We start from the raw sequence: 18,371 nt of genomic DNA on the forward strand, positions 1-18,371 counted from the left end.
GACGTTCGTACGGTTATGCGCTCTGTTGTGCTGATTCGGGTTCTCTGCGTTTGGCGGGGTCGTTGATCCACGCCTGATCGGGGATCTTGGGCGGGCGGGGGCGGCGGGCGAAGCGTTCGGGGTGGCGGGCGTATGCCTCGTTGAGCGTGACGGCGCGCTGGTCCTGGACTTGGCCGGCGGTGCCGAAGTGCACGGACGCAGGCGTGTGCAGCCCGATGCCCGAATGGCGATGCTCATGGTTGTAATAGGCAATGAATGAGTCGAACCACTCGCGTGCGTGGTTCAGGGAGTCGAACCGCGCCGGGTAGTCGGCCATGTACTTCGTGGTTTTGAACTGGCTTTCGCTGTACGGGTTGTCATTCGAGACCTTGGGGCGCGAGTGCGAGCGCGTCACGCCCAGATCGATGAGCAACTGCGAGACTTTCTTGCTGGTCATCGAGGTGCCGCGGTCCGCGTGCAGGTGCTCGGGGGCGATGCCGTTGCGTTCGACGGTCTCGCTGATCAACTCCTCGGCGCGCTCGGCCGATTCGGCCATCTCCACGGTGTAGCCGACGACGTAGCGGCTGAAGATGTCGATGATGACGTAGGCGTGGTACCAGATGCCCTTGTCTGGTCCGGCCAGTTTGGTGATGTCCCAACTGAAGACCTGCGAGGGGGCGGTGGCCACGAGTTCGGGGATGGACTTGGCGGCGTGGGTGGCCTGGCGGCGGCGCTCGCCGGTCTGGCCCTGGGCCTCCAGGATCCGGTACATCGTGCGCACTGAGCAGTAGTAGCGGCCCTCGTCCAGTTCGCGCGCCCAGATCTGGGCAGGTGCCAGTTCGGCATAGGCCGGGCTGTTCATCAGTGCCAGGATCCGCGCGCGCTCCGCCGGAGCCAGAGCTGAGGGCGGCGAGGGGCGCGGAGCGCGCTCGCGCGGCGGGGGCGGGTTGAGCCGACGGTAGTGCGTGGCCCGTGAGCGACCGGTCAGCCGGCAGGCCGCAGTGGTGTTCAACTCCCGCTCCAGCGACTGGAAGAGCTCGTCGGCGACCTGCTCGGCCTCGGCTTTCAGCCCGCACTCTTGGAGAGCAGTTCCAAGAGTGCGGAAGCTTTTCCCAGCAGCTCCAGGGCGGCGTCCTTCTGCGCCAGCTCCCGTTCCACGACGGCCAGCCTCTTGCGCAGCCGCTCGGCCTCGGCTGCTTCGGCGGGCCTCTTGGGGCGTGCGGGCGAGGTCCGCCGGTCGGCGAGCGTGGCCATCGCTCCGGCGTCTCGCGCGGCCCGCCACTCGATGATGTGCGAGTGGTACAACCGCTCGCGGCGCAGGACCGCGCCCTTCTCCCCGCTGGGGGCGGCATCGTACTCAGCGACGATCCGCAGCTTGTATTCCGCCGTGAACGTGCGCCGCTTCGGCCGCGGGGCCGGGTCGGGCTCGGGGGCTGTGCGTGAGGTGGTGGTATTGGAAGCCATGCCGGGAATCTCCTGTCTCGCCCATCCAGACTAACCCGGACGAACCGGACGTCTCAGTCGAGACTGTCAGAGAGGGAACACGGCGTGCTACTGACCTGGGACCGCAACGACTGGACCGTGTAAACCCGCGAGATTGACTTCCCAGCCGTGACGACGGGGCGGATCCGTATCACCGTCACCGCCGCCAACAGCCAGTGGGGAAACATCGCGACCAACGAATCACACCAGGTTACGCGGCCTGACCGCGCACGGAACTCCTCCGGGCTAGCTCTCCATCCGTGCGGCACCGTATCTGGGACCACGTTCCGGGCCGGCGGTCAGACCCCCACTCCAGGCCACTCAGTCGTAAGCATTGAGAAGCTGGACCCTGGGGTCGTGAGTTGACGATGTGACAGGTGTGTCCGGTAACTCAGTCAGGCGCTCGGATCCACTCTGAGCGCCCGTGGGGTGATCAATACTGCTTGGAAGGTGTGCAAGGTTTGCAATATTAAGCATGAACTTCTATCCTTATGAAGAGCCACGCCGCATTCTGCGGAATCGAATCCAAGCGCTAGTAGCGCCTCCCGCGACGTCCATGTGTTCAAAATGGCGGGAATGCGCAATCTCGTCCGACTCTTATTTCTCACGATGGCGTCGCCGTGAATTCCTCGGCGAACATCATGCGCACCGCCCCGGCGGTGCGAGCAACTCCCATGCACCGCCGCCAAAGGCTCACGCCGGCCTCGGCCCGATGATGAGAGGTAGACCCCGGCGTGATCAGCATCACTGAGCCAACCATCCGTCAAGTAGCTTTCTGGTGCGACGCGATGGGCTTCGATGACCCGCTGGCCAACCTGGCGCGTACACAAGAGCCCATCGCAGTAACGAACAAGGTCCGCTTCTCTAGGTCGGCCATCCTGTGAGCGGCCCGAAGCCCTTTCCCGTGCCAGGGGTTGTGCTCGCCGTCGATGTCGGCGGCAGACATATCGAGGCCACCGTCATGGCGCCTGACGGTACCGTCGTACATGCGGAGAGCAGGCCGACTGGAGCAGAGTGTGGTTCGGATGCCGTTGTTGAGAACGTCCTCGCTCTGGCCGCTGGCCTCGCCCGACGGTTCAATCCGGTTGGGGCAGGCTTCGCCGTCCCCGGAATCGTCGACGAGGTATCAGGAATATGTGTGTTCGCAGCGAACCTGGGCTGGAGAGAGGTGCCGATTCGGCAGTGGGTCGAGGAGGAATTGGGCGTCCCCGTCGTCCTGGGAAACGATGTGCGCGCCGGCGGAATCGCCGAGGCCCGCCTCGGCGCCGGCCGGGGCTGCCACTCCCTCTTGTTCGTGCACATCGGGACCGGGATCTCTGCAGCGATCATTGCCGACGGGCAACTCCTGATGGGGGGCCACGGCGGCGCAGGCGAACTCGGTCATCTCGTGACCCGCCCTGACGGTGTGTGCTGCGCCTGCGGTGGCCGCGGTTGCCTTGAGACCTATGCATCGACGTCTGCGATCGCCAGCCGCTACCGACAGGCCTCAGGTGAACCGGTGACGGCAGAGGAAGTGTGGCAGCGAGCGTATGCGGGTGATCCGGCTGCGGCCGAAATCTGGAGCGAGGCGGTTGCCGCCCTCGCGGACGGATTGGCCGCAGCTGTCTCGCTGCTCGATCCCCGCCGCATCGTGATCGGTGGTGAGTTGGCTCTGGCCGGGCGGTCGCTGTTCGTCCCCCTCTGCACTGCCTTGAACGAGCGGCTCCCCTTCCAGGCGCAGCCCCAAGTGGTACGCGGGGCGCTTGACGGTCGAGCCAGCTGTCTTGGGGCGGGTCTGCTCGCCCTCGACGCACGCAATCGCCCGGCGATTCCGAACCGCGGCCGGGGGCGGGCGCTAGCGCTTGTAAGACCCCCTGCCGCCGTCCCGCGCCAGCGGTACTCGCTTCCATGACATGCTGACTCATTCCGCCAGTGTCTTGCCGCCGATGCGCCTCGTCACGGCAGGTGGGACTTCTGGTACCGCCTGCAGCCGAACACGGCTCACGCAGGCAGTGTGACTTCGCCCAGATGGCGAAGCGTCCATAGGTGCTCCACACCGGGAGTAGCACATGTGACGTAGGCCGATAAGGCCGGTTGAGGGGAATCGGTCCGCTCCCATAGCGTCAAGACGCGGGGGCGGACCGATCGCCGCAATGATGCCCCATGAGGATTCTCCATCTGCGCCGGGCCCGGCGATGCCCGCCCTCGGGCGCGGGATGCGGCCACGTGCGACGCCTCCGGCTTGGATCTGGATGGCAGCTCGGGCCCCTGAGACTAGGGCGTCGATGTTCAGGTGCTCCAGGACGATGGCCTGGAGGGTGCGGCTAGGCCCAGGTCTCGAAGCCCATGGCCTCGAAGGGCTGGCGTACGAGGCGCTCGAAGTCGAACGGATTCATCTGCAACAGGTCGGGGCGGCTGTCCAGCCAGGGGCGTTTCAAAGTCCTCGCGAGTGTTGAGTCTGCAGGTCACGGCGGGCAAGGGGACGGGAGTGGCCGGTCACGAACGCAACGAAGCTCCGGTTGGACGAGGTGACCTCCAAGTCGCCTCGAACCACCGGAGCTTCGATGTGCCGCAAGTCTGACACCGTCTGCCTGATCAAGTCGCCCGTCCTGGACGGCGTGGCGGGACTTCCGCTGGCAGAGAGGCTGCGGATGCTGCCCGATCCGAGTCGACGTCGAGGGGTCCGTCACCCGTTCGTGGCGGTGCTGCTGGTTGCCGCCTCGGCGGTCGTCGCCGGGGCGCAGTCGTTCGCGGCGATTGGGCAGTGGGCCGCGAACGCCCCGCAGCACGCCCTGGCCCGGCTGGGAACTCGCGTGGCCGGAGGCCTCGGTGTACGGATCGCTCCGAGTACCGCCACGATCCGCCGGGTCATCGGCCCGGCCTGCCCGGGCGGCCTCGCCGATCTGACTGGTGCCGACCCCGCCGGCTCGGACTGCGTGGCGGTGGACGGCAAGGCTGCCCGCGGCTCCCGACACGGCAGCTCACCCGCCGCTCATCTCCTGGCGGCAATGACTGGCGAGGGCCGGACCATCACCCAACTGCGCGTCCCCGACAAGACCAACGAAATCACCTGCTTCACCGCGCTCCTGGAGCCCTACGACCTGACCGGGGTCACCGTCACGGCCGACGCGCTCCACACGCAGCGCGCCCACGCCCGCTTCCTGGTCGAGGAGAAGAGGGCCCACTTCCTGCTTGTGATCAAAGCCAACCAGCCCGAACTGCACCGTGCAGTTCGGGCGCTGCCATGGAAGGACGTCACCGCGCGTCGTTATGACCGAGAGACCGGTCACGGGCGCCGCGAGACACGGGTGACCAGGGCACTCACCGTCACGGACCTCGGCCTGGACTTCCCCTACGCCGCCCAGGCCGTGCGCATCCTGCGGCACCGCACCGACCTGAAGACCGGCAGGGTCAGCTGCGAGACCGTCTACGCGATCACGGACCTGACCTCGCATCACGCGTCGCCGCAGCGGCTGGGCCGCCTCGCCCGCTCGCAGTGGACCATCGAGAACCGGATCCACTTCGTCCGCGACACCACCTTCCGCGAGGACGCCTCGAAGGTCCGCACCGGCTACGGCCCCGAGAACATGGCAACCCTGCGCAACCTCGCGATCAACACCATCCGGGCAACTGGCCACCGGAACGTCGCTGCCGGCCTGCGGCACGCCTCCTACGAACCGTTCACCCGCCCGCTCGACCTCCTGGCCATTTCCTGACCAGCGCAATCACAAGATCATCAGACTTTGCAACACCCCTGGCTGTCCAGCCCGGGCTTGCGTGCTGCGTCCACGACGTCCTGCCGCCGCAGTAGCGCCTCGGGCAACGCCGACTGGATGACCCTGGGCGACACCAAGGTCGCCGCTCCGGAGGCCCACGTCCAACTGAGGGCCTACTCGGTGAAGCTCTCGGCGAATTACGACGACCTCTCGATCGCCGGCACTGTCCCGATCCTGGGCACGGGCGCCCAGCCGAGAACGGTCCTCGGCCACCCGGCCGTCCTCTACCCGAACCGGACCATCGCCCTTTCCTTCACCTTCGGCGGCGACAGCAAGGCCAGCACCGGCCCCGGCGGCATCGCCCGCAGCCTGCTGGTCTCCAGGAACGCGAAGGACGGCGGCGGCTCCTTCGAGATCGACATCTGGCGCCAGGACAACGTGCTTCCCGACGACACGGCGCTACTCCGGGTCGCCGAACAGGCACTGCCCACGCTCCCGGGCTGGACCGTCGGCTGACCCCAGGAGCCCGGTTGCACCTGGGCCCTGCCGCCGTCCACGGAGAGGTCGGTGCTGCTCAGGACGAGCCCTCGGCCCCCGGCCGCTGTCCGGTCAGCTGGAAATGCCAGATCACGATCGAGGGCACATCCATCGCCAGCGCAGAGGCCGTCGGCACCCAGCCGGGCAGATCCCAGTCGACCTGGGGCGCGGACGAGCCGGGCACGACGACAGCGATCCCGGCAGGCCGGTCGGAGGCCGGCTTCTGCCGCGCGATGTGCGGCTCGGCGCAGTGGCGCACCTGGAAGCCGACCGGGAGCGCGGCGGCGAGGTAGTCGCTCAGCGGCCGCTGGTACTCGGTGAGGATGGAGGGGCGTCCGTCCGCCCCGACCGCCCGCGCGACGGTGGGCCGCAGATAGGACAGCAGCAGATGCGGGTCGGAGATGACCAGGTGCCCCTCCGGCCGCAGCACGCGTGCGAACTCGGCGAAGACCGGGACCAGATCGGGCACATGACAGAGCGCAAGCCCGCAGGTGACGACATCGACGGACCCGTCCGGCAGCGGAATCGCAGTCAGCTCACCGTGGTGGAACGCGGACTCCGGGAGTTTGCCCGCGGCGATTGCGAGCATCTCGGGTGAGGCGTCGACGCCGATGACCTGATGCCCCAGCTCGGCGAGGTGGGCCGCGTGCCGCCCGGTGCCGCAGGCCGCGTCGAGCGCCGTGCCGACCGGCAGGTCGGCCAGGATCGCGCGGACAAGAGGTTCCTCGAGTTCGATCATCGAGTTGGGGCCGTCGTAGCTGGGAGCCCAGTCCTGATAGACCGCCCCGGTGGAGATGGAGCCGGGGGTGGCCTCGACACCCTCGGCGGTGCTGAGCGCGTGGTCGGCAAGCAGGGTGCGGATCTCGGTGATGCGGGCGTCGACGAAGGCCGCGTCTCCGGTGCCTTCGCGCAGTCCGCGCAGGAGCGCGGCGCCCTCCAGTCCGAGCAGGTAGGCCAAAGGGCTCAGATAGGTCACCCGACCGACGCTAGCGGGCAGCCGCTGGGCTGCTCAACTGCTTTTACGTCCAGGCTAGTTGACGCCTATCCAGATCTCGTCGGCGGCGCGCCCAGGCCGAGCCGCACCGCACGTTCGACGGTCGAGTACGCGCCGTCGTGGCGGTCGAGGTCGAGGAGGCCGGTCGGCAGCAGCGGCGGCTGGGCTATGAACCGGGGGAGGGTGCCCCGGTTGGGCTGGGCAGCGTGGATCAGGAAGGGGTGGCAGAGATAGACGTCGCCGGCGCGGCCGGTGGCCAGGGCGAGAGGCCGGTCCGGTGAGTCGAGCTTCCCGGCGGCGTCCAGGGTGCGGCAGAGGGTGAAGAACTCGACGCCGCGCTCACCCGCCGGCTCCAGGAACGCCGGGACGTCCAGATGGGAGCCGACTTTGATCCGGGTGGGGCCGTGGTCGGCGTCGATGTCGGAGAAGAGGAACAGCATCAGCAACGCGCGGCCGCGCGAGCGGAGGTTGATCCAGGATCCGGTCTCGCCATCGGGGTATAGCTGGCGTCCAGGTGCCAGCCGGTGTCGCCCGGGTCGTCCGGGTGGGGGAAGCGGACGGGGAAGGTGCCCAGCCCCCCTCGCGGCGCCCACCGGCCCGGGCCGACCAGTTGGTCGAAGGCCTGGTGCAGGCACGGGGTGGTGGCCGCGAGCTGGAACGGCTCGTCCGTGTAGCCGCCGAGCCTGACGACCGGGTGCTGCCAGGTTCCGGGGTCATCGGGGTCGAGGCCGGTCTCGCGCCACAGGAATGCCCGGCACTCCTCGGCGACCGAGCGGGGGAACGCCTCCGGGAGGTGCACGAAGCCGTCGGTGACGAACCGCTCTGTCTCATCTGCTGTCAGAACTGGTGGCATCCGCCAGATTCTCGGCGGGCCCCCGACAGCCCGCAACTGGTTTACGGCCTGGGCCGGTCACTGAACATGCGCCTTGGCACGATCCTTTCGGACGGTGGCGATCACGCCGCTGTCACCGGCGAATGCCGCGCGGGAGGCTGGGGGTGAACCGAGCAAGGGAGACCAGCCATGTGGGAGGAAGCATGACCGCCATCACCAGGGTCACTGGACGCGAGATCGTCGACAGCCGGGGCAATCCCACCGTCGAGGTGGACATCGAACTGCGGGACGGCTCGACCGGCCGCGCCGCCGTGCCCTCGGGTGCCTCCACGGGTGCGCGGGAGGCCGTGGAACTGCGCGATGCGGATCCGGGCCGCTTCCACGGCAAGGGCGTGCGGCGCGCCGTCGACTTCGTCAACGGTGAGATCGCGGACGCGGTCGTCGGCCTCGACGCCGAGGACCAGGCCGGCGTCGACGCCGTGCTGATCGACCTGGACGGGACGGCGAACAAGGCCCGGCTGGGCGCCAACGCGATCCTGGGCGTCTCGCTGGCGGTGGCCAAGGCCGCGGCAACGGCGCACCGCCTCCCGTTGTACCGGTACGTCGGCGGGGTGGACGCGCGGCTGCTGCCGGTGCCGATGATGAACATCATCAACGGCGGCGCGCATGCCGACAATCCACTGGACTTCCAGGAGTTCATGATCGCGCCGATCGGCGCGGCCACCTTCGCCGAGGCGGTGCGGATGGGCTCCGAGGTCTTCCACACCCTGCGCCGGGACCTGCTCGCCGCGGGCCACAGCACCGGCGTCGGCGACGAGGGCGGCTTCGCCCCGAATCTGCGCACCGCCGAGGAGGCGCTGGAGTTCGTCCTCGGCGCCGTCGAACGTACCGGCTACAAGCCCGGCCAGGACATCACCCTGGTGATGGACCCCGCCACCTCTGAGTTCTTCCGCGACGGTGTGTACGACTACACGGGGGAGGGCCTGCGGCGGACGGTCGAGGAGCATGTGGACTACCTCGCCGACCTGGTCGCGCGCTACCCGGTCGCCTCCATCGAGGACCCGATGGCCGAGGACGACCTCGACGGCTGGCGCCTGCTCATGGCACGTCTGGGGGACCGCTGCCAGCTCACCGGCGACGACGTCTTCTGCACCAACGAGGCGCTGCTGCGTGAGGGCATCCGCGACGGTGTGGCCAACTCGGTCCTGGTGAAGGTCAACCAGATCGGCACCCTGACCGAGACCCTGGCCACCGTCGGCACCGCCCACCGCGCGGGCTACACCGTCGTGATGTCGCACCGCTCCGGGGAGACCGAGGACACCACCATCACCGACCTCGCCGTCGCTACGGGCTGCGGCCAGATCAAGACCGGCTCGCTCTCCCGTTCGGACCGCACCGCCAAGTACAACCAGCTCATCCGCATCGAGGAGGAACTGGGCACCCAGGCCCGCTACGCGGGAAGCGCGGCCCTCGGCCTACGCCGGTAGCCGCTGCGCGGAGGTCGGTGCGGGGTGGGGGTTGCGGAAGGTGAACGCGTCAGGTCCTTCGCCGTGTTCGCGCAGCAGGGCGATGCGTTCCATGGCCTCGGCGGTGGTCGGGCGGTGGCCGACGGGTACCCACCACAGTGCCTGGTGGTGCTCGGACGTCCGCGCGAACCATTCCCGCCGGCGGCCGAGCACTCTCAGGTGGCCGCTGCGGTAGGTGAAGTCCTTCAGCGCCTGCACCGATTCCCAGACCGAGCAGTTGATCAGGAGCATGTCGTCCTCGCCGTCGGGCCGCAGGCTGGTCGAGTCCTCGCCCTGGTCGTCGACCAGGCGCCAGACGAAACCGGCAGCCTGGTCGGCCAGGGCGTTGATCTCGGGCAACTGTGCGACGAAGTCGGCCAGCGCGGGGCTGTCGAGCGGGGCGAGAATACGTCCGATGTTGACCTGAGCCAGGTGGTAGGTGGTCATGGGGTCAGCATGGCCGGATCCGCCTTCTATCGTCAAGAGTCATTTGTTTTAGAAATCAGGGTGACGCAGCACCCCTGCGGCGGCGGGTCCATCGCTGCCGTCCAGTCCCCGCCGCCGGCGCACCCGGTCAGCAGGCCCTCGACAAAGGCCAGGTTCATCCCGCAGACGAGCGCCGGGAACTCGTCGGCCAGCGCATGGAACGGGCAGTTGTTCAGACGCACCGTCCCTCCGTCCCCGTACGGCTCGTAGCCCCCCGACTGCAGGGCCGCGACCGGATCGACGTCACTGCCCAGCGCCGCTCCCTCGGCCGCACCGGCCGCCCGGGCTGCCGACTGCAGCTCCCGATCGAGCCCGGCACTGTCGACCACGGTCGCAAGCAGCCGACCGACGGCATCGTAGGAGCGCGGCGGCAGTGACACCGACCGTTCGCCCGGAGCCCGCAGATACAGCTTCGCCGGACGCCCCGCCCCGGGCCCGCTGCGCCCGGACAGCCGCTGGTACGAGACGGCCAGCAGGCCCGCCTCGACCAACTTGTCCAGGTGGAACGCGGCGAGCGAGCGGGAGATCCCCATCGCCGCGGCCGCGGCGTCGCGGCCGACCGCACCCGGCGTCGCCACCACCTGCCGATACAGTCCGCGGCGCACCGGGTCGGCCAGGACGCCCACGGCTTCGAGTGCTTCATCCTCACTGTTCACCGGGCGATTCTATAATCAACGCCTGCTGTCAATAGGCCCGGTCAGGGGTTGAGGTGCCTGAGGGCCTGTGCGGCCCGGGCGGCTTGGGTGACGTGCTGGGAGTCGACAGCGCGCTGGTACGCGGCGCGCGCGCCTTCGATGTCGCCCGCCTGTTGCCGCAGGAGGCCGAGCTCGAACGCGGCGAAGGGGGCCTGGGCGCTGTCGGGGTAGCCGCAGACCGTCTCGAAGGCGGCCTGCGCGCCCGGTAGGTCGCCGGCCTCTTTCAGGGCGCGTCCCTGGCGCTGTGCTCCTTTGGGCGCGTACACGGGGTGGTGGGAGTCGATCGCTACCTGGCGGGCCGCGCGAGCGCCGTCCAGGTCTCCGGCCTCCTTGCGCTGGACGGCGAGGTTGAGGGCCGCCCTGGGGGCGTACTCCTGGTGTCCGGAGTCGACGGCGCGCTGGTAGGCGGCCTGCGCACCGGCGGCGTCGCCCATCTCTGCGTGCAGTATCCCGAGGTAGAAGGCCGCGCGGGGGGCGTGGCTCCGGTGGCCGGAGTCGTCGGCGCGTTGGAGCGCGGTCCGAGCACCCGTCAGGTCCCCCTCCTCCCGGAGCAGCAGGCCGAGGTTGGCCCAGGCCATCGGGGCGACGTCGGTGTGGCCGGACTGTGCGGCCAGGCGGTAGGCGGCGCGGGCGCCGTCGAGGTCGCCCTTGGTCTGGAGCAGGCCGGCCAGGTTGTCCGTGGCCTTGGGTGCCTGGTCGCGGTGGTGGGAGTCGATGGCGAGCCGGTAGGCGGATTCCGCCCCGACCGGGTCGCCCGCGGCCTCCAGGGCCACCCCCAGATTGCGGGCGGCCACGGGGACGATGTCCTTGTGCCGGGAGTCGATGGCGACCTGGTAGGCGGCCCGCGCGCCGTTCAGGTCGTCGCTGCGGGCCAGCAGCGCGCCGAGGTCGTTGGCGGCCCGCGGTGCCCACTCGGGGTCGCCGGAGTCGACCGCCTGCTGCCACGCGGCGCGGGCCTTCTCGGTGTCGCCGGTTTTGCTGAGCACGGCGCCGAGCAGGAACGCCGCCTGTGCGGCCTGCTCCGGGTCCGGCGAGTCCGCGGCCCGCTGGAATGCCGCTCGGGCGCCGTCGCGGTCCCCGCGGTCCTTCAGCAGTTTGCCCAGCTGGAGGGCCGCCGCCGGAGCGTGGGTCCGGTGACCGGAGTCGACGGCGACCTGGTAGGCGGCCCGGGCGCCGTCCGGGTCGCCCTCGGTGCGGAGCAGCGTGCCCAGGTTGAGCGCCGCCACCGGGGCGTAGGTGGCGTCGCCGCCGTCGATCGCGTGGCCGTACGCGGCGCGCGCCGTCCAGGTCCCCGGCCCGGTGGCAGCGCAAGCCGGCGCGGAACGCCAGGAAGGGCGGCAGCTCCGGGTTGTACGGGTCGTTCATCTCACGGCGGATGTCCTGCACGCTCTCGCGGACGCTGTCGACCGCCTTGCCCAGCTTGTCCCACAACGGCTCCCGCACGGTTTCCCCCCGCTGTCGCCCACTGCGGTCACCCGCCGTCCCGGGCGCCGGTCCGAGCGAAGCCCCTGCACGGGGTCCGCGTCAACACCGTTGCCGTGGTCAGCGGAAACCGGCGGCCTCCACTTCTCCGGCGGCCTGGTCGGTCAGCGTCGGCGCCGTCAGGACGACTCCGCTGAAGCAGGCGGACGCCATCCCGGCCGCGGCAGCGCGGACGTCGCCGTCGCCGGTTCCTCCGATCCGTTCGGACTGCCCGGAAAGCCAGTCGGCGTGGTCCGCCGCCGGGGGCAACTGGTGCAGCAGGTTGGCGATGCCGTTCTGGGCGGCGGACAGGACCGCGAGTGAGCCGATGGCATAGCCCCGGGCGGCGGCGATCTCCTCGCCGGTGGGAGGGGCCTCGCCGGCGAACCGGTCCAGCTCCTCCCGGACCGCGGCCAGCGCGGCGCCGAGCTGCGCGGGACTGGTGTCCAGGTCCAGAATCTGCAGACCGCGACCCGGGTGGTCGGCCATCGAGCTGAAGACACGGTAGGTCAGGCCGTCCCGCTCACGGAGCCGTTCGATGAGACGGGAGCCGAAGGAGGCGCCCAGGACCAGGTTGGCCAGGCGCACGGCCGGATAGTGCGCTTCCCTGGCGTCCGGTGTCGGGGCCAGTAGCCGGATCAGCACCTGTCGGCCGCCGGAGCGGCCGCGCACCGCCACTCCGGGCCGCGGAACCGGCAGCGCCGGCATGGCGGCGGCGGGGCGCGGTCCGGTCCAGCCCTCCAGCGCGTGCTCGCCGAGGGCGACCGCGGCGACCGGGTCCAGGTCTCCCACCAGGATCAGCCGGGAGCCGCGGGGTACCAGCGCGCCCGCGTGCAGGGCGGCCACCCGCGCGGCCTGGACCTCGGCGACCTGCTCGGGCCGGGGCACTTCGCGGGCCAGCGGATGACCGGGGAAGCAGTGGTCGAGCAGGTGCTCCCGGGCGGCCGTGTCGGGCTGGGCCCGGTAGGCCCGCAACCGGTGGCCCAGTCTGGTCCGGCCGGTCAGCACCTCGTCCTCGGTTCGTCGCGGCTCGGCGAGCACCTCGCCGAGGATCGCCAGCGTCGAGGCGAGCCCGTCGGCGGCGACCGCGCCCTGGACGGTCAGCAGGCTGGGGGTGACCACGGCTCTCAGCGAGCCGCCCGCCAGGCCGAGCGCGGCGGCGAGACCGCTCCGGTCGCGTCGGGCGGTACTGCCGAGCAGGACCGCGGCCAGTACTTCGGCCGTGGCGGCATGGTCGGGGTCCTCGCTGCCGAAGGGGACGGCGAGCCGCAGCTCCACCACCGGGACCGAGGGACGGCGTACCGCGACGATGCGCAGCCCGCCGGGGGTGGTGTGCTCGACGATGGAGCCCGGCGCGACGAGGCCCGCCGTCGACATGCGGGCCGGAACGGGCGGCAGCAGGGGTGCCAGCGGTGGCACCGGTCCGGCGCTTCGGGTGCTCATCGGTCGGCTCCGGTCGGTCGGTCCGCGGCTTCCGGCAGGACGGTCACCCAGCGCCGCGGCTGCCCGGCCAGCGCGGCTGCCGCCTCGGCGACCTCCGCGACGGTGGTCCCGCGGACCCGGGCGGGCAGCTCGCGGGCGAGTTCGGCCCGGCCGTGCAGCAGCTCGAAGGCGCCGAGCCGCTGCACCCGGGTGCCCAGCGGGTCGAGGGCCCGGGCCCATGAGGTGGCCCAGGTGGCGGCGCAGCGTGCCAGCAGCTCGGGGTCGGGGCCGCGGGCGGCGAGGAGGTCGAGTTCCCGGTGGACGGTGTCGAGTACGGCGCGCGGGTCGGTTCCGGCGTGCAGCATGGCGATCAGCGCCAGCACGTCCGGGTCGCGGCTCCCGAAGGGGGTGCCGCCCAGGCCGGCCGTGGTGAACAGGTGCGAGGCGGCGCCGTCCCGCTGGACCAGATTCCGTTGCAGCACGGAGTCGGGCCCGTCCGCCAGCACCTTGGCCAGCAGCAGGGCGGCCTGGTAGCCGTTGCCGGTGCCGGCCGCGGCCGGCAGGGTCCAGCCGACCGCCAGCACCGGCAGGGCGGCGCCGGGGTGGTGGTGCTCGCGGTGGCGGTCGTCGCGCGGTCGCTGCTCGGCGGGCCGGGAGGTGTCGGGCGCGGGTCCGCGCCGACGCGGGGGAGCGGTGCCGCCCGGGATCGTGCCGAAGTGACGTTCGGTCAGCTCCCGCACGGTCCGGGGGTCGGTGTCCCCGCACACCACCAGCAGGGCGTTCGCCGGAGCGTAGAACTCCTCGAAGAAGTCCCAGCACTCGGCGACGGTCACCGTCCGCAGCCGTTCCACCGCGCCCCAGCCGTCGTGGGCGTTGGCGAAGTCGTCGAACATCACCTCGGTGAGGCGGGGACTGGGCAGCCCGCCGAGCGGATTGTCGAGGATCTTGCGGCGGAACTCCTGTTCCACCACGGCGACCTGGTTGGCCAGGTTGGCCTCGGTGAACCGGGGCGCCCGCATCCGGTCCGCCTCCAGGAACAGCGCCAGTTCCAGCGCCGCCGAGGGCAGCACCTGGTAGTAGCCGGTGTGGTCGCGGTGGGTGGTGCCGTTGAAGCTGCCGCCGCAGGCGTTGACGTGCCGGGCGTGGGCGAGCTTCTCCAGGTTGGCGCTGCCCTGGAACATCATGTGCTCGAAGAGGTGCGCGAAGCCCTCGCGGCCCTCGGGCTCGGACCTGTTGCCGACGTCGTACATCACCGCGACGGACACCACCGGGGCGCTCCGGTCGGGCGCCACCAGCAGCCGCAGGCCGTTGCCGAGGCGGCCGCGGTGGAGTTCGTCGGTGTGACCGCCGGTGTGACCGTCGCTGGCCGGTCGCTGCGCGCGGACCGCGGACGCGGGCATCCGGGCGGCCCTCAGCTCTCGGCGCGCAGGGCGCGCAGGCCGTACACCGACCCGAGCAGCAGGATCACGGCGGTGAGCGCCGCGCCGAGCAGGGTGGTGCCTCCGGTCAGGTTCCCCGGCGAAGAGCGCGCGTTCGGTGGTCACCACGTGCGAGAGCGGATTGGCCTTGGCCAGGTCGGCCAGCCAGGCCGGGGCGAGGGTCATCGGCAGCAGCACGCCGGAGAGCAGCATCAGCGGCAGGGTGATGCCGCTGAGGATCGAGCCGAACGCCTCCTCGCTGCGGATCCGCAGGGCCATTCCGTAGGAGAACGCGGATATCCCGATCCCCAGCAGGAAGACCACCAGGAGTGCCACCAGGACGCCGCCGACCGACGCGTCCAGCCCGGCGGCGTAGGCGCCGAGGACCAGCACCATGGCCTGGACCAGCAGCACCACCACATCTCTGAGCAGCCGCCCCAGCAGCAGCCCGAGCGGGCTGGCCGGGGTCACCTTGAGCCGGTCGAGGACTCCGGAGCGGGCCTCGGCGAGGATGCCGTACCCCGCGTACAGGCAGCCGAGGATGCCCTGCTGGATCAGCAGGCCGGGGACGAAGACCCGCCAGGAGTTTCCGCTGCCGAATCCGGGGACCGCCGAGAGGCTGTGCAGCAGTGGCCCGAACAGCACCAGGTAGAGCAGGGGTTGGGCCAGGCCGAGCACCACCCAGGCGGGGTTGCTCAGGGTGTAGCGCATGCTGCGCAGAAAGATGACGCGCGTGTCGTGGAGGGTCTTCACCGCGGTGCTCCAGGGTCGATGGCGGGCGTGGGGATCCGGGCCGGGTGGTCAGCCGACCAGGGAGTCGGGCTCCGGGACGGGCTCGGCCGCTGCCGGCACGGCCCGTTCGGCGGCCCGTTCGGCGTCCGGCTTCTCGTCCAGGGAGCGGCCGGTGAGGCCGAGGAAGACGTCGTCCAGGCTCGGCCGGGTGACCGCGACCGAGGCCAGCCGCACGCCGGCCAGGTCCAGCCCGCGCAGGAGTTCCGGCAGGTGGGACTGCGCGTCGCGGAGGTGGAACTGCACCGAGCCGGGCCGGGTGTCGAGGTCGGCGCCGGGGAACATCCGGGCGATGCTCCGGGCCGCCTCGCCCGGCTGTTCGGTGGCGAGCACCACCAGGTCTCCGCCGACCGCGCTCTTCAGGGCCTCCGGCGTGTCGGCCGCGACCACCAGGCCGCCGTCGATGACCAGCACCCGGTCGCAGAGCAGGTCGGCCTCCTCCAGGTAGTGCGTGGTGAGCAGCAGGGTCATGCCCTGCTCCTCGCGCAGGGCGCGCACGTGCTCCCACAGGTCCGCCCGCGCCTGGGGGTCGAGGCCCGCCGTGGGTTCGTCGAGGAACAGCACCTGCGGCCGGTGGACCAGGCCCATCGCGATGTCCAGCCGACGGCGCTGGCCGCCGGACAGGGTGCGCACCTGGCGCCGCTCCAGATCGGTGAGTCGGAACTCCTCGAACAGGGACCGGGCCCGCTCCGCGGCCTGGGCCCGGTTCATCCCGTACAACTGGGCCTGGGTGCGCAGTTCGTCGCCGGCCCGGTGGTCGCTGCCGGTGCCGCCGGCCTGGCTGACCAGGCCGATCCTGGTGCGGACCCGGTCGCGGTCGGCCACCACGTCGAACCCGGCCACCTCGGCGGTGCCGCCGGTCGGGGCGAGCAGCGTGGACAGCATCCGGACCGTGGTGGTCTTGCCCGCGCCGTTGGGCCCGAGGAAGCCGACGATCTCCCCGGCGCCGACCTCGAACTCGATGCCGCGTACTGCCTCCACCACTCCGGTGCGGCTCCTGAAGCTGCGGGTGAGTCCGTGTGTCCTGATCATCTCTGGCTCCTCGGCGGCGTTCCGGGTGCGGTGGCGGTCCTCTTCGGAGCCGCGGTGCTGACACCTTGGGTGGGTCGCGCGCCCACCGTCCACCCCTTCGGCCGGTTTCCCGCCGCCGCTGCAGCAAGCTGCCATCTCCCCTGGTGGGGCCGCTGTTCGCCGGTGCAGCTTGCTGCAGGCGGCGGGACCTTGAAGCCGACCTGATCCGCGCCACAGAATGCTGATCGCCCCGGCCGGTGGAACCCACTGAGCACGGGGCTCTCCCGCCCTCCTGGGCAACCTCCAACGAAAGGACTCCTCCGATGAGCGTGGACTTCGCCATGTTCGACCTGACCGAGCTGGTCGTACTGGACGCCACCGACGCGGTGGCGGTGCCCGAGATGGGCGCCTCCTCGGCCGTCTTCGGGCCCGTGTCGAGCTACGTCGAGGACATGGACGACCTGATCGGCGAGTCGACGACGCAGGACAGCACCTACTGCTGCTCCTCCTCGTCCTCGACCTGCTGCTGCTGCTGATCCCGGGGACCGGCCGCACGGCCGGCCACTGACGTCCGAGGCCCTTCTCCCGCCCTCCTGGGCAACCTCCAAGGAAAGGAGTCCGCCGATGAGCGTGGACTTCGCGATGTTCGACCTGACCGAGCTGGTGGTGCTGGACGCCACCGACGCGGTGGCGGTGCCCGAGATGGGCGCCTCCTCGGTCACCATCGCCCCCGGGTCGAACTACGTCGAGGACATGGACGACCTGATCGGCGAGTCGACGTCGCAGGACAACAACTACTGCTGCTCCTCCTCGTCCTCGACCTGCTGCTGCTGCTGTTGATCCCGGGCCGGCCGCACGGCCGGCCGCTGACGCCCGAGGCCCTGAGGCCGCGTCACCCCTTCGTCCGGCGGTGCCGGACCGGCCTTCTGCGCGATTCCGCTCCGGTTCACGGGCAGCGGGATCCCGCGTCACACCTGGAGACACCATGTATCGACTTGGACCGGGTCAGGCTGCTCATGTCTACGACTACTCGACCGACCCCCGGCTGCTGCTGCGACTGCTCGCGGAGCCGATCCGGGAACTGAGGACCGAGGGCGTGCCCCTGGTCCACGTACGGCGCGGGTGGCTGCACGGGACCCATCTGGTGGTCACCGTGCGGCCCCTGCTGTCGGTGCCGGTGAGCCTGGACGGCTTCGCCGCCGCGGCCGGCCGGGTCGCCTCGTCGCTGGGCGCGGCCCCACCGGAGGAGCACGCCTATCTCGCCCGGGCGGAGCAACTGGCCCGCTGGGAGGGTGTTCCCGCGCCCTACCTGCCGTTGCACCCGCAGGGCTTCAGCAGCACCGGGCCGGCCCCGGCACCCGACCACTGGAGCGAGGAACTGCTGGGCGCCCGGGACCAGTTGGCCGGACGGCTGCTGGGTCCCCTGCTCGGCAGCGCGGCCCTGCCGCCGACCGCCCTGCTGCCGCACGCCGCCCGGGTCCTGGCGCTCTGCGCCCGCGCGCACCCGTACGGCATCGGCATCGGCACTCTTCCGCTGCGGTCCCACACCGAGGGGATCTGGTCCGCCACCGGCGGCACCGCCGACCTGCGCACCGCCTTCACCGAGCGGTTCGAGCAGGACCGCGCCCTGTTCGCCGCGGCCCTGTCCGACCCGGAGGGCGGCGGCGACGGGGAACTGCCGCTGCTGCGCTCCTGGAACGAGGCGCTGCACTCCTGCTACGGCACGGCGACCGCCCTGGCCGCCGCGGGCGGCGTGGACGAGGAGTCGCTGGCCGTGTCGCAGCTGGCGCAGCCACCGCTGGAGAACGGTGTCCCCAGCCCGTTCCACCGGGCCGCCCGGCTGGCGGGGCTGGCCAGGCGGCAGCCCTACTGGCACATCGGCCACCGGATGCTGCTGAACGTGCTCTACAGCGCTCTCAGCTGCCTCGGCGTCACCCCCCTCCAGCGGTACTACCTCTGCTTCGGCATCAGCAGCGCGGCCGACGAACTCCTCGGTGAGGACTGGTCCCAGCGCATGGAGCGGATCAGCAGGCTGCAGGCCGGGACCCTCGGCGCCTCCGTCTGA

General features: G+C 71.0%; 17 protein-coding genes and 1 pseudogene. 8 read left to right on the forward strand and 10 right to left on the reverse strand.

What is annotated here, in order from left to right:
- Positions 1-13: 13 nt before the first annotated feature.
- Both ACXKR8_RS47845 and ACXKR8_RS47850 read right to left on the reverse strand, forming a co-directional pair.
- Positions 14-1,048 (reverse strand): IS3 family transposase, encoded by a 1,035-nt coding sequence (locus ACXKR8_RS47845; RefSeq protein WP_458274906.1) that lies wholly within the window; start codon positions 1,046-1,048, stop codon positions 14-16.
- Positions 1,045-1,443, reverse strand: a complete 399-nt coding sequence (locus ACXKR8_RS47850) for a transposase (protein ID WP_458266979.1) — start codon at positions 1,441-1,443, stop codon at positions 1,045-1,047. Before ACXKR8_RS47850 ends, ACXKR8_RS47845 begins: the two co-directional genes overlap by 4 nt.
- A gap of 752 nt (positions 1,444-2,195) precedes the next feature.
- Between ACXKR8_RS47850 and ACXKR8_RS47855 the strand changes: the two genes are divergently transcribed.
- The 4 genes from ACXKR8_RS47855 to ACXKR8_RS47870 all read left to right on the forward strand — a co-directional run bounded on the left by ACXKR8_RS47855 (position 2,196) and on the right by ACXKR8_RS47870 (position 5,672).
- Positions 2,196-2,345: a hypothetical protein gene (locus tag ACXKR8_RS47855; protein WP_458270817.1), complete on the forward strand. Its 150-nt coding sequence runs from the start codon at positions 2,196-2,198 to the stop codon at positions 2,343-2,345.
- Complete coding sequence (locus ACXKR8_RS47860; protein WP_458270818.1) at positions 2,342-3,352, forward strand: ROK family protein; 1,011 nt, start codon at positions 2,342-2,344, stop codon at positions 3,350-3,352. The genes ACXKR8_RS47855 and ACXKR8_RS47860 overlap by 4 nt, the downstream gene beginning before the upstream one ends.
- A 652-nt stretch (positions 3,353-4,004) precedes the next feature.
- A complete protein-coding gene (locus ACXKR8_RS47865; protein ID WP_458270819.1) occupies positions 4,005-5,156 on the forward strand; it encodes an ISAs1 family transposase in 1,152 nt (383 codons plus the stop codon).
- 27 nt (positions 5,157-5,183) lie between these two features.
- Positions 5,184-5,672: a DUF6215 domain-containing protein gene (locus ACXKR8_RS47870; RefSeq protein WP_458270820.1), complete on the forward strand. Its 489-nt coding sequence runs from the start codon at positions 5,184-5,186 to the stop codon at positions 5,670-5,672.
- A 58-nt stretch (positions 5,673-5,730) separates the two neighbouring features.
- On the opposite strand, the gene ACXKR8_RS47875 is transcribed toward ACXKR8_RS47870, so the two are convergent.
- On the reverse strand, positions 5,731-6,669 hold the full coding sequence (locus tag ACXKR8_RS47875) for a class I SAM-dependent methyltransferase (RefSeq protein WP_458270821.1): 939 nt from the start codon (positions 6,667-6,669) through the stop codon (positions 5,731-5,733).
- A 65-nt stretch (positions 6,670-6,734) separates the two neighbouring features.
- A pseudogene (locus ACXKR8_RS47880) lies at positions 6,735-7,540 on the reverse strand (phytanoyl-CoA dioxygenase family protein).
- A 182-nt stretch (positions 7,541-7,722) separates the two neighbouring features.
- Between ACXKR8_RS47880 and eno the strand changes: the two are divergent.
- Positions 7,723-9,006, forward strand: coding sequence for a phosphopyruvate hydratase (eno, locus tag ACXKR8_RS47885; protein WP_458270823.1), 1,284 nt, complete (start codon positions 7,723-7,725; stop codon positions 9,004-9,006).
- On the opposite strand, the gene ACXKR8_RS47890 is transcribed toward eno, so the two are convergent.
- The 6 genes from ACXKR8_RS47890 to ACXKR8_RS47915 all read right to left on the reverse strand — a co-directional run bounded on the left by ACXKR8_RS47890 (position 8,995) and on the right by ACXKR8_RS47915 (position 16,327).
- Positions 8,995-9,471: a DUF3291 domain-containing protein gene (locus ACXKR8_RS47890; protein WP_458270824.1), complete on the reverse strand. Its 477-nt coding sequence runs from the start codon at positions 9,469-9,471 to the stop codon at positions 8,995-8,997. The two genes, eno and ACXKR8_RS47890, sit on opposite strands and share 12 nt — an antisense overlap.
- A 32-nt stretch (positions 9,472-9,503) precedes the next feature.
- Positions 9,504-10,166 carry a helix-turn-helix transcriptional regulator gene (locus ACXKR8_RS47895; RefSeq protein ID WP_458270825.1) on the reverse strand — a complete coding sequence of 221 codons (663 nt, stop codon included), beginning with the start codon at positions 10,164-10,166 and terminating at the stop codon, positions 9,504-9,506.
- Between the two features lie 41 nt (positions 10,167-10,207).
- The gene (locus ACXKR8_RS47900; RefSeq protein ID WP_458275263.1) at positions 10,208-11,461 is read right to left on the reverse strand and encodes a tetratricopeptide repeat protein; all 1,254 of its coding nucleotides are present in this window, start codon (positions 11,459-11,461) and stop codon (positions 10,208-10,210) included.
- A 286-nt stretch (positions 11,462-11,747) separates the two neighbouring features.
- Positions 11,748-13,109, reverse strand: a complete 1,362-nt coding sequence (locus ACXKR8_RS47905) for a M16 family metallopeptidase (RefSeq protein ID WP_458270826.1) — start codon at positions 13,107-13,109, stop codon at positions 11,748-11,750.
- Positions 13,106-15,259, reverse strand: coding sequence for an ABC transporter permease (locus ACXKR8_RS47910; RefSeq protein ID WP_462100178.1), 2,154 nt, complete (start codon positions 15,257-15,259; stop codon positions 13,106-13,108). The genes ACXKR8_RS47905 and ACXKR8_RS47910 overlap by 4 nt, the downstream gene beginning before the upstream one ends.
- A 48-nt stretch (positions 15,260-15,307) precedes the next feature.
- The gene (locus ACXKR8_RS47915) at positions 15,308-16,327 is read right to left on the reverse strand and encodes an ATP-binding cassette domain-containing protein (RefSeq protein ID WP_458270829.1); all 1,020 of its coding nucleotides are present in this window, start codon (positions 16,325-16,327) and stop codon (positions 15,308-15,310) included.
- Between the two features lie 302 nt (positions 16,328-16,629).
- On the opposite strand from ACXKR8_RS47915, the gene ACXKR8_RS47920 reads away from it, so the two are divergent.
- From ACXKR8_RS47920 to ACXKR8_RS47930, 3 genes are all read left to right on the forward strand, one after another.
- Entirely contained in the window at positions 16,630-16,842 is a 213-nt protein-coding gene (locus tag ACXKR8_RS47920; protein ID WP_458270830.1) for a thiopeptide-type bacteriocin, read from the forward strand.
- A gap of 88 nt (positions 16,843-16,930) precedes the next feature.
- Positions 16,931-17,146 (forward strand): thiopeptide-type bacteriocin, encoded by a 216-nt coding sequence (locus tag ACXKR8_RS47925; RefSeq protein ID WP_458270831.1) that lies wholly within the window; start codon positions 16,931-16,933, stop codon positions 17,144-17,146.
- Positions 17,147-17,291: 145 nt separating this feature from the next.
- Complete coding sequence (locus tag ACXKR8_RS47930; protein ID WP_458270832.1) at positions 17,292-18,371, forward strand: hypothetical protein; 1,080 nt, start codon at positions 17,292-17,294, stop codon at positions 18,369-18,371.

It is taken from the genome of Streptacidiphilus sp. PAMC 29251, from assembly GCF_054208735.2.